Genomic DNA, 10207 nt, shown 5'->3' with positions numbered 1-10207 from the left:
GGGGCATCTCGACGCCGTTGGCGAGGGTGAGGGTGGGCGCGGGGTTCACGGTTTTCGTCATGGCGGAAATCTCGGGATTTGAATTGAGGTGCACAGGTTGCCACATTCCGCCGCCGGCCGACACAACCCTCGGACCGCATTCTCACTCGCCGAGGAGAACACGGGCGGGCAGCATCGCGATCCCCGCATCGTCGAGCGCGGCAATCGCGCCGTCGGGGTCGTCGAAGCGGAACAACAGCACCACCCGGCCGTCCCGGCGCAGGTAGAACGCGTACATGTACTCGATGTCCTTGCCCGCCGCCGTCAGCACCTCGAGCGCGCGCACCAGCCCGCCGGGCGCGTCGTCGACGTCGATCGCCACCATGTCGTTGCGCTTCACCACCCAGCCGGCCCGCTCGAGCAACTCGCGGGCGCGGGCCCAGTCCTTGAGGACGAGGCGCAGGATGCCGAACTGTGCGGTGTCGGCGAGGCTGAGGCCCGCCAGGTTGAGGCCCGCCTCGGCGAGCAGCTGCAGCGGGGGCAGCAGGCTGCCGGGCCGGTTCTCGAGGAAGACGGAGAGCTGGGGAATCTTCATGGCGGACACCGTGTGATGGACGCGTGGCTGCGGTTCAGTCATGGCGACGGTCGATCAGTCGCTTCGCCTTGCCCTCGCTGCGCGGAATGCTCTGCGGGCCGACCAGACGCAAGCCGACGCGGATGCCGATCGTGTGCTCGATCGCGTGCGCGATGCGTCCGCGCAGCGCCTCGAGCGCGCGCACCTTGTCGCTGAACACCTCGGGCGTGACCTCCACCTCGACCGTCATCTGGTCGAGCCCGGCCTGGCGGCTGAGGACGATCTGGTAGTGGGGCAGGGTGCCCTCGACCTCGAGCAGGGCGGACTCGACCTGGGACGGGAACACGTTGACGCCGCGGATGATGAACATGTCGTCGTCGCGGCGCGCGATGCGGCGGATGCGGCGCAGGGTGCGGCCGCAGGCGCAGGGCTCGGGCAGAATCGCGGTGATGTCGCGGGTGCGATAGCGGATCATCGGCATCGCCCGCTTGCTCAGCGTGGTCAGCACGAGTTCGCCCTCTTCGCCGTCCGGCAGCGGGAGGCCGGTTTCGGCATCGATGATCTCGGGATAGAAGTGATCCTCGAACACGTGCAGGCCGTCGTGTTCGCTGCATTCGGCGGCCACGCCGGGGCCGGTGATCTCCGACAGGCCGTAGATGTCGAAAGCCTCGATGCCGTTTTCCGTCTCGATGCGCTCGCGCATGCCGTCCGACCACGGTTCGGCGCCGAACACGCCCACCCGCAGCGGCAGCGTGCGCAGGTCGATGCCCATCTCACGGGCCTTCTCTGCCAGATGCACGAAGAAACTCGGCGTGCAGCAGATCGCGGTGGCACCGAAATCGCGCAGCAGCATGATCTGGCGCTCGGTGTTGCCGCCCGAGACCGGGATCACCGTCGCGCCCAGCCCCTCCGCGCCGTAGTGCGCGCCCAGGCCGCCGGTGAACAGCCCGTAGCCGAAGGCGTTCTGCACGATGTCGCCGCGGTGCAGCCCGCAGCTGGCGAAGGTGCGGGTCATCGCCTCGGCCCACACCTGCACGTCCTCCTCGGTGTAGGCGACGACGATCGGCTTGCCGGTGGTGCCCGAGGACGCGTGCAGGCGCACCACCTCGGGCATCGGGCTGGCGAACAGACCGAAGGGGTAGGTGTCGCGCAGGTCCGCCTTCACCGTGAAAGGCAGGCGGGCGATGTCCGCCAGGCGCCCGATGGCGTCGCGCCCGAGTTCGCAGGCCGACAGGCGCTGGCGCATCAGCGGCACGTGATCCCATACCCGGGCCACGGTCGCCTGCAGCCGACGCAGCTGAATTTCCCGAAGGCGTTCCCGGGGCAGGAAATCGGACGCGCTGATCGGGTGGAAGCCGCCGGCGGCATCGTTCCAGAGTTCTTTGGGCATGGAGTTCGAGGGATTCGTGGACTCGCCCCATCTTGCGAATTTTGCAGCGCGCCATTGTTGATCGAGCGCAAACCCGAAGCACACAGTGCTCGCCGCCCGGGGTCGAAGCCGGCCGATCGGACCGGATATTGCAGTGCGGTTGATCTCGGTCAATCGCACTGCAGCGGGGGCTGGGTAGCTTTAGCACATTACGTACCATGCCCTGGAGTCTCCCCCAATGAGTGCAGTGTCTACCGCACCGGCGCCCGTCCGGCTCTTCCTTTCCGGTAACGAGGCGGTGGCGCTCGCCGTGCGCGATGCCGGCTGCCGGGTCGCGGCGGCCTACCCGGGCACCCCTTCCACCGAGATCCTCGAGGCGCTCGCACGCGAACCCCATCCGGGGCTGTATACCGAGTGGTCGGTCAACGAGAAGGTGTCGCTCGAAGTCGCGCTCGGCGCCTCGATGGTGGGCGCTCGCGCCTTCTGCGCGATGAAGCACGTCGGTCTCAACGTCGCCGCAGACGCACTGATGACGATCACCGTGACCGGCAGCGAGGGCGGTCTGGTGATCGCCGTGGCCGACGACGTCGGCATGTCCTCGTCGCAGAACGAACAGGATTCGCGCTACTGGGGACGCTTCGCCCATCTGCCGCTGCTCGAGCCGGCCGACGCGCAGGAGTCCTACGACATGGCGCGCGCCGCCTTCGATCTCTCCGAGCGATTCTCCTGTCCGGTGATCGTTCGCCTGACCACCCGCGTCTGCCATGTGAAGGGTCGGGTCATCCCCGGTACGCCGGAGCGCCATGAGCCGCGCGGCTTCGTCAAGGACCCGCGGCGATGGGTGATGGTGCCGGGCAATGCCAAGCCGCGGGTGTCGTCGATGTACGAGCGCGACCTCGCCCTGCGGGCCGCGAGTGAGGCGAGCCCCTTCAACCGCATGGTCGAGGGCAGCGACCGTCGGATCGGCTTCGTCACCTCCGGCCCGGCCTTCATGCACGTGCGCGAGAGCTTCCCGGATGCGCCGGTGCTCAAGCTCGGCCAGTCCCATCCGCTGCCGCTCGCACAGGCGCGGGCGCTGGCGGCGCGCGTCGACCAGCTGCTGGTGGTGGAGGAGACCGAGCCGCTGCTCGAGACCGAGCTGCGCGCGGCCGGCATCGCCTGCAGGGGCAAGGACGTGCTGCCACCCACCGGCGAACTCTCGCCCGACGTGCTCAAGCCGGCGGTCGCCCGCCTGCTCGGCGAGCCCGTGACGGAGCTGCCGCATGCGCCGCTGCAGCTCCTGTTCCCGCGGCCGCCGACGATGTGCGTCGCCTGCCCGCACCTCGGCATCTATTACACCCTCGCGCAGGTCCGCAACGTTGCCATCTCGGGCGACATCGGCTGCTACACCCTGGGCGCCGGCCAGCCCTGGAACGCGCTCGACAGCTGCATCTCGATGGGCGCCTCGATGGGCGTCGCGCTCGGCATGGACAAGGGACGCGGCGAGATCGACGCCAAGCGCTCGGTGGTCGCGGTGATCGGCGACTCGACCTTCATGCACATGGGCATGCAGGGCCTGCTCGACATCACCTGGAACCGCGGCAACGTCACCATCCTGCTGCTGGACAACCGCACGGTCGGGATGACGGGCGGCCAGGAGAATCCGGGCAGTGGACGCGACATCCACGGCGAGGAGGCACCTCGGGTCGACTTCGCCAAGCTGTGCGAGGCGCTCGGGGTGCGGAAGGAGCGCATCCGGGTGCTCGACCCCTACCAGCTGCCAGTGCTGTTCAAGGCCTTGCGCGAGGAGACGAAGATTCCCGAACCCTCGGTGATCATCACCGACCGGCCCTGCGTGCTGATCGACCACTACGAGGCGACCCCGCCGTACCGGGTGATCGCCGACAAGTGCACCGGCTGCGCGAACTGCCTCGACGTGGGCTGTCCGGCGATCCACGTGACCCGCCGCGACAGCGTGGTCAAGCCGTCGGGCAAGACGGTGGACCTCGCCTTCGTACGCATCGAGACCGCGGCCTGCACCGGCTGCGGACTCTGCGTCCAGCCCTGCGCGCCGGAGGCGATCGTGCATGCCAAGCCCGAGCATCCGGTGAAATTCCTCCACAAGCAGATCTGAGGGCGGTGCGATGAGCGAGACAGGGCAGGGCAGCCGGGACGCGATCACCAACATCCTGGTGTGCGGCATCGGCGGGCAGGGCGTCATGACCGCCACCGAGATCCTTGCCGAGGCGGCGCTGTCGCTCGGCTACGATGTCAAGAAGACCGAAGTCGCGGGCATGAGCCAGCGCGGCGGGGTCGTCACCTCGCACCTGCGCTTCGGCCGCGAGGTGCTCTCGCCGCAGATCATGCCGGGCGACGCCGACCTGCTGGTAGGCTTCGAGGCGGCCGAGGCGCTGCGCTGGGCGCACATGCTGCGTCCGCGCGCGGTGGTGCTGGTCAACGTCGGCCGGATCGTGCCGCCGATCGTCGAGATCGGCCTGTACTCCTATCCCGAGGACCCGATCGGAGGCCTGCGCGCGCTCGGCATCGAGGTGCACGCCTTCGACGCCAGTAGCCTCGCCACGGATCTCGGCAACATCCGGCTCGGCAACACCGTGATGCTGGGCGCGATGGCCGACCGCCTGCCGTTCCCGGCCGATGTCCTGCTCGACGCCGTACTCGCTCGCTTCGGCGCCCGCAAGCCCGCGTTGCTCGAGCTCAACCGTAAGGCTTTCGAGCTCGGCCGTGCGGCGGTCGCCGCCGACTGAGGCCTGGGCGCCGAGACGGCGCAGCGGAGGATCGGACTCAGCCGCACCCGGCGCCCTGAAGTTCGAGCGTGTCCAGCAGCCGTTCGGCGAAGTCCTGCGGCGAGGGCAGGATGTACTCCGCCGGCACGCCGAAGCGCTCGCGCAGCCGGTTGCGGTCCTCCATGCCGTAGGCGACCACGAAGGGATACATCGCGGCGCCGATCGCGGCCCGGTAGTCGCCGTACTCGTCGCCACAGGCATAGCTGCGCGCGGGATTGATACCGAAGTGCTCGCGCGCGCGCCGGAAGTGCAGCGTCTTGTCCTCGCGCAAGGGCAGGCAGGCGAAAAAATCGAAGGCAGCGGTATCGATGTCGTGGCGCGCGAACAGGCAGCGCAGGGTCTCCATCGGCTCGACGGTCACGTTGCGAGTGACGAGGCCGACGCGCACGCCGGGGTCGGCGAGCACGGTGCGCAGCAGGGCGTCGATGCCCGGATAGAGGCGTGCCTCGTCGCGGTAGAAATCGGTCAGCGTCGCGAGCAGCCGGCTGCGGCTCTGCTTGCCGAACTGGCGCCGCAGGTTGGTCGGGAACTCGCGCAGCCCGCCGAGATACTTGAACAGCTTGCGGCGCTTCTGGAAGCGGGCGTGATCGCCGATCGCCATGCCATGGCGCAGGAAGCTCTGCTCGATTGCATGGAAGGCGTCGACCGTCGTGCCATCGACGTCGAAGATCACCAGCTTTTCGCGCTTGGGGGAGCAGACCATGATGTCGGCGCAGCCCGAGGGTTGAACGGATGCCAGTATACGGGGCAGGGCGCCCCGGTCGCATGCCGGCCCGGATACCGGGCCGGTGGTGCACCGGTGACGAGCATCCTCCCGTTTTGTTACAGCTCGTCGCGCGGGCCCCGGCCGCGCGCCCTTCAGGCGGCCAGCGGGGCGGGCGGGGCGTTGGCGCCGCTCGTCCGCTCCTTCACGCAGTGCGCGCAGTGAAATCCGTGTCGTGCCATGCCCTTGACCACCTGGCGCCGCCCATAGGCCGCGCGGCGCTGACCGCAGCGCCGGCAGATGAAGGTGGCCTGCGTGGCGCCCGCCATCCCGGCCTGGCGCTGCGTCGCCGTCCGATAGTGGTCGATGTGCGCGAGAAACCCGAATCCACTTCTGATATGCACGCTTCCTCCTGTCGTCGAATGCTGGGTGCCGGGCCGGCGGCGCGCCTGGCAGCACCCAGTGTGTGAGGAGGGCGTTACGGTTTTGCGAATGCGGGGCCGCCGGCCCGCGTCAAGGGTCGGCCCCAGGTGTGCCGGTCACTCCTTCCAGCACAGGATCTGTGGCGGCTTCCGTGGCGAGCTCGGCGGCACCTCGCGCGGCACGCCGACGATGATCGCGGCCACCGCGGCGCCTGCGTCGGGAATGCCGAGCTCGCGCCGGCTCTCGTCGAGCTCGAGGGCGCCGAGCGCGAGACCGATGCAACAGGTGCCCAGGCCTTCGGCGACCGCGGCCAGCATCAGGTTTTCGGCGGCGAGCCAGCAGTCCGCGTCGGCATAGGGGCTGGCGGTGCTGCGGCAGATGACGACGAGGGTGCCAACATCGTAGAAGATGTTGAAGCCGGGGTCGCTCATCATCGCGTGGATCTCGCTGCCGGGCGCCGCCGGCGTGCCCGCCTCGGCAGCGTGGTCGAGAAAGAGCGCCTTGGCGCGTTCGGACAGGCGCTGAAGCAGGTCGCGGTCCTGCACGACCGCGAATGCCCAGGGCTCGCCGTGCATCGCTGTGGGCGCCTGCACCGCCGCGTCGAGGATTCTTTCGAGCGTCGCCCGATCCACCGTCTGCGGCAGATAGCTGCGGACGGAACGACGACGGTGGATGGCGGCGAGGACGGGGTGCTGTTCGGTCTGGCTCATGGCGGAACTCCGGTTCGCGTCGATCGGGGCTGCCGAGCGCCCGCGAGATCCGGGGCGCGGCCGGCGCCAGTCGTCAACATAGTGCCCGAGGCCGCGATTGTCGCGGCCCTCGCTGCCGCTTTGTGCTTCAATTCGTGCAAACCCATGGAGTGCTGCCATGACCGACCGGACCCCGCTTTCCGACCTCCGCAAGAGCTATGAGCAAGGCGCGCTCGAAGAACACCAGACCGCGAGCGAACCGCTGCGGCAGTTCGAGGCCTGGATGGCCGAGGCCTTGCGCCGCGGCATCCCCGAACCCAACGCGATGACGCTGGCCACGGTGGGCGAGGGTGGCCGCCCCTCGTGCCGGCCGGTGCTGATCAAGGACGTCGACGCGCGCGGGATCGTCTGGTACTCGAACTACAACAGCCGCAAGGGCCGCGAGCTGGCGGCAACGCCTTATGCCGCGCTGCAGTTCCACTGGGTCGAGCTCGAGCGCGTGGTGCGCATCGAGGGCAGGGTGGAGAAGCTGCCGGAACAGGAGTCCGACGCCTACTTCGCGAGTCGCCCGCTCAACCACCGCATCGGCGCCTGGGCCTCGCCGCAGAGCGAGGTGATCCCGGGGCGCACCTCGATCGTGGCGCGCGCCGCCGAGCTCGGTCTCAAGTACGGTCTCCATCCGCCGCGCCCGCCGCACTGGGGCGGCTACCGGCTGGTGCCCGACTACTGGGAGTTCTGGCAGGGCCGGACCTCGCGGCTGCACGACCGCATCCGCTACCGGCTGGCCGAGGACGGGCGCTGGGTGAGGGAGCGACTGGCGCCCTGAGCGAGCGGGGCTGGGAAGAAGGTGTCTGAAGTACCGTAGTGCAAGCAGAACGCCGGGATCGAGACGAAGGGGCCTCGACCCGAAAATCCTCGTCCGGACAGGCCGGCTCGCGCCCGGCGATCCGATCGGCGAGCAGCTGCGCGCTGCCCGCTGCGAGCGTGAAGCCGAGGGCCCCGTGGCCGAGGTTGAGCCACAGGTTGTCGGCGCCGGCGCGATCGATGATCGGGCGACCGGTCGGGGTCGCGGGGCGCAGACCCGCCCAGGGGGTCGCTGCGCCGAAATCGAAACCGTCCCCGAAGCAGTTTCCGGTCTCTGCCAGCAGGGCGGTGATGCGGTCGCGGGAAATACGCGAGTCGTGGCCGACGATGTCGGCCATGCCGGCCACGCGCAGCTGCGAGCCGAGGCGGGCATAGACGACTTTGCGCTGGAAATCGGTCACGCTGATCGCGGGTGCGTTCGCGCCGGCGCGGATCGGAACGCTGATGCTGTAGCCCTTGACGGGGTAGATCGGGACATCGACGCCGAGCGGGCGCAGCAGAGCGGACGCTGCAGCACCGGTGGCGAGCACGCAGGCCTCGCAGTCGATCGCGCCCGCGTCGGTGATCACCGCAGTGATCCGGCTTCCGCTCCGCGCGAATCCGTGCACCTCGCGTCCGAATGCAAATTTCACCGGGTTCGGCGCCCCGGTCATGCGCGCCGCGAGCGCGCGGCAGAGTTTGAGGCAGTCGCCCGCGTCCTCGGCGGGCGTGTGGATGCCGCCGACGATACGGCCGCGCAGCCGTGCCAGCGCCGGCTCCAGTGCGATGCATGCCTCTCCGTCCAGTGCCTGCTGGGCTGCGGTGAGTTCGGGGGCGGACTCGAGCAGGCGACGCGCTTCCTCGAAGCTGCGGGCGTCGCGATGCACGACCAGCTTGCCGTTGCGTACGAAGTCGAACGCCAGCCCATGCGTGTCGACCAGCTCGTGCGTCAACGCCCGACTGTGCAGTGCCAGCGGCAGCAGGCTGGCGATCGAGCGCGCCTTGTCGTGGCGGTTGCACGCCTTCAGGAAGCGCAGCAGCCAGCGCCACTGCTGGGGATCGAAGCGCGGGCGGAAGCGCACCGGCGCGTCGCGCTGCAACATCCAGCCAGGCAATTTTTCGAGCACGTCCGGATCGGCCAGGGGAGCGACGTAGCGGTAGCTGAGCTGACCGCCGTTGGCGTGGCTGGCGCCCATGCCGACCGTCGGGGCGCGCTCCACCAGCGTGACGCGATGCCCCTCCTGTCGCAGATACCAGGCAGTGGTGAGGCCGACGATGCCGGCGCCGATGACGACGATGTGCATGAACCCGATGCTCCAGTGAATCGGCCCGCCAGACGCGTGCCCTGCGCGTCGACTTTGGGTCTTGCGGACAAGGGCCGTTATCCAGATGATGCCTTCGGGTATGTTCTGGAGACATGGTCGCGATGAGGTTGCGTCAGATCGAGGTGTTTCGGGCGGTGATGATGACTGGCTCGGTCAGCGAGGCCGCGCGCCTGCTGCACGTGTCGCAGCCGGTCGTGTCGCGCGTGCTGCAGCATGCGGAGGCGGGGCTGGGGTTCGCGCTCTTCGAGCGCAAACGCGGTCGTCTGCTGCCGACGCCGGAGGCGCAGGCCCTATTCTCGCAGGTGCAGCGCGCCTGGGACGAGATTGCGCGCATCGACGCCTTGTCGGCCAACCTGCGCCACGGCGCATCGGGTCTGTTAAGGGTGGCGGCCACGCCCTCGCTGGCCACCAGTGTGCTGCCGGCCGCGCTCGCGGCGATGCGTGCGGCGCAGCCCGGTGTCGAGTGCGACCTGTGGGCGAGTCACACGCACGAGATCGAGGCCCATCTGCTCGCCTTCGAGGTCGATGTCGGCATCGCGATCGAACCGCCGGGCCACGTCGCGCTCTCCGCGGCAGCATTCGCGCAAGGCGAGATGGTGTTGGTCGCGCCGCGCGCATGGGCGATCGAGACCCCGCGTCCCGGCGCGCGCGCCTGGCTGGCCGGGCGTCCCTTCGTCGCGCTCGCCGAGGCCACACCGCTGGGCGAGCGCCTGGCCGTGCGGCTGGAGCAGATCGGCTGGCAGGCGCACCGCGCCTTGCGCGTGCAAACGTATGCGCTGGCCGCGACGCTGGTGGAGCAGGGGCTCGGCTATGCCTTCGTCGACGGCTTCACCGCCGCGACGCTGGCACCCGAACGCGTCGTGGTGCTGCGGCTCGCGCCGGCGATGCGCTTCGACGTCCATCTTTTGCGCAATGGCAGTGCGCCCGCTTCCGTACTGAGCCGCCGGCTCGAGGACTGCCTGCGGGCTGCCGCTGCGCAACTCTCGCATACCCTGGCCGAGCGCTGCCTGCCCGAGACGCTCGCGCTCGGGTGAGGGGCGCTCGAAGGGGCTGCGTGGCTGTCCGCTCGGAGTATGATCAGCGCCGACCATGCGCCCAATCGACCCATAACGACACTGTTTCGAGGCTTCCTTGCGGATTCGAGAGGTCCAGCATCCCGCCCGCGTCGTTCCGCTGGCCTTCCTGATCACGATTCTGATCGGAATGGCGCTGCTGATGCTGCCTGTGTCGCACGCGGAGGCGACGGGTGCGCCCTGGGTCGTCGCGCTCTTCACCTCGGTGTCGGCGGTATGCGTCACGGGCCTCGTGACGGTCGATACGGGCAGCTACTGGTCCCCCTTCGGGCAGTGGGTGCTCATGGCGCTGTTCCAGATCGGCGGGTTCGGCATGATGACTGCCGCTACCCTGCTCGGACTGATGGTCAACCGCTCGCTGCGCCTGCGCACCCGGCTCACCGTCCAGACCGAAACGCACACGCTCGGCATCGGCGACGTCACCAGCGTCGCCAAGCTGGTGCTGA

General features: G+C 69.3%; 9 protein-coding genes and 2 pseudogenes. 5 read left to right on the top strand and 6 right to left on the bottom strand.

Annotation, left to right across the window (positions count from 1 at the left end; genetic code table 11):
• Positions 1 to 142: 142 nt before the first annotated feature.
• Together BB334_RS04345 and BB334_RS04340 are read right to left on the bottom strand one after the other, a co-directional pair.
• The gene (locus BB334_RS04345) at positions 143 to 574 is read right to left on the bottom strand and encodes an amino acid-binding protein (RefSeq protein ID WP_068804823.1); all 432 of its coding nucleotides are present in this window, start codon (positions 572 to 574) and stop codon (positions 143 to 145) included.
• 34 nt (positions 575 to 608) lie between these two features.
• On the bottom strand, positions 609 to 1943 hold the full coding sequence (locus tag BB334_RS04340; protein WP_068804820.1) for a phenylacetate--CoA ligase family protein: 1335 nt from the start codon (positions 1941 to 1943) through the stop codon (positions 609 to 611).
• A 217-nt stretch (positions 1944 to 2160) separates the two neighbouring features.
• On the opposite strand from BB334_RS04340, the gene BB334_RS04335 reads away from it, so the two are divergent.
• Both BB334_RS04335 and BB334_RS04330 read left to right on the top strand, forming a co-directional pair.
• Positions 2161 to 4035, top strand: coding sequence for a thiamine pyrophosphate-dependent enzyme (locus tag BB334_RS04335; protein ID WP_068804817.1), 1875 nt, complete (start codon positions 2161 to 2163; stop codon positions 4033 to 4035).
• Positions 4036 to 4045: 10 nt separating this feature from the next.
• Entirely contained in the window at positions 4046 to 4666 is a 621-nt protein-coding gene (locus tag BB334_RS04330) for an indolepyruvate oxidoreductase subunit beta (protein WP_068804814.1), read from the top strand.
• A 37-nt stretch (positions 4667 to 4703) separates the two neighbouring features.
• Here the strand turns inward: BB334_RS04330 and BB334_RS04325 are convergent, their stop codons facing one another.
• The 3 genes from BB334_RS04325 to BB334_RS04315 form a co-directional block, all read right to left on the bottom strand.
• Positions 4704 to 5408: an HAD family hydrolase gene (locus tag BB334_RS04325; protein WP_068804811.1), complete on the bottom strand. Its 705-nt coding sequence runs from the start codon at positions 5406 to 5408 to the stop codon at positions 4704 to 4706.
• 155 nt (positions 5409 to 5563) lie between these two features.
• Positions 5564 to 5812 carry a hypothetical protein gene (locus BB334_RS04320; protein ID WP_068804808.1) on the bottom strand — a complete coding sequence of 83 codons (249 nt, stop codon included), beginning with the start codon at positions 5810 to 5812 and terminating at the stop codon, positions 5564 to 5566.
• A 135-nt stretch (positions 5813 to 5947) separates the two neighbouring features.
• The gene (locus BB334_RS04315) at positions 5948 to 6541 is read right to left on the bottom strand and encodes a nitroreductase family protein (protein WP_068804805.1); all 594 of its coding nucleotides are present in this window, start codon (positions 6539 to 6541) and stop codon (positions 5948 to 5950) included.
• Between the two features lie 157 nt (positions 6542 to 6698).
• Here BB334_RS04315 and pdxH point away from each other — a divergent pair, with 157 nt between their 5' ends.
• Positions 6699 to 7346, top strand: a complete 648-nt coding sequence (gene pdxH, locus BB334_RS04310; protein ID WP_068804802.1) for a pyridoxamine 5'-phosphate oxidase — start codon at positions 6699 to 6701, stop codon at positions 7344 to 7346.
• A gap of 73 nt (positions 7347 to 7419) precedes the next feature.
• Here pdxH and BB334_RS18580 read toward each other — a convergent pair.
• Positions 7420 to 8748 (bottom strand): annotated as a pseudogene (locus BB334_RS18580) (D-amino acid dehydrogenase); the annotation flags it as partial.
• 41 nt (positions 8749 to 8789) lie between these two features.
• Between BB334_RS18580 and BB334_RS04305 the strand changes: the two are divergent.
• Positions 8790 to 9722 (top strand): LysR family transcriptional regulator, encoded by a 933-nt coding sequence (locus tag BB334_RS04305; protein WP_068806102.1) that lies wholly within the window; start codon positions 8790 to 8792, stop codon positions 9720 to 9722.
• A gap of 97 nt (positions 9723 to 9819) precedes the next feature.
• Positions 9820 to 10207: pseudogene (locus BB334_RS18400) on the top strand (TrkH family potassium uptake protein); the annotation flags it as partial.

Source organism: Thauera phenolivorans (assembly GCF_001696715.1).
In the GTDB taxonomy this organism is placed as follows: Bacteria; Pseudomonadota; Gammaproteobacteria; order Burkholderiales; family Rhodocyclaceae; genus Thauera; species Thauera phenolivorans.
Note: the sequence above shows the minus strand (reverse complement) of the source record. Positions and strands in the feature narration are given on the sequence as shown.

What these genes read in the sequence shown, in the direction of transcription:
- BB334_RS04325 (WP_068804811.1), bottom strand. Translation starts at nt 5,408, where the DNA reads ATGGTCTGCTCCCCCAAGCGCGAAAAGCTGGTGATCTTCGACGTCGAT.
- BB334_RS04315 (WP_068804805.1), bottom strand. Translation starts at nt 6,541, where the DNA reads ATGAGCCAGACCGAACAGCACCCCGTCCTCGCCGCCATCCACCGTCGT.
- BB334_RS04345 (WP_068804823.1), bottom strand. Translation starts at nt 574, where the DNA reads ATGAAGATTCCCCAGCTCTCCGTCTTCCTCGAGAACCGGCCCGGCAGC.
- BB334_RS04305 (WP_068806102.1), top strand. Translation starts at nt 8,790, where the DNA reads ATGAGGTTGCGTCAGATCGAGGTGTTTCGGGCGGTGATGATGACTGGC.
- BB334_RS04330 (WP_068804814.1), top strand. Translation starts at nt 4,046, where the DNA reads ATGAGCGAGACAGGGCAGGGCAGCCGGGACGCGATCACCAACATCCTG.
- BB334_RS04335 (WP_068804817.1), top strand. Translation starts at nt 2,161, where the DNA reads ATGAGTGCAGTGTCTACCGCACCGGCGCCCGTCCGGCTCTTCCTTTCC.
- pdxH (WP_068804802.1), top strand. Translation starts at nt 6,699, where the DNA reads ATGACCGACCGGACCCCGCTTTCCGACCTCCGCAAGAGCTATGAGCAA.
- BB334_RS04340 (WP_068804820.1), bottom strand. Translation starts at nt 1,943, where the DNA reads ATGCCCAAAGAACTCTGGAACGATGCCGCCGGCGGCTTCCACCCGATC.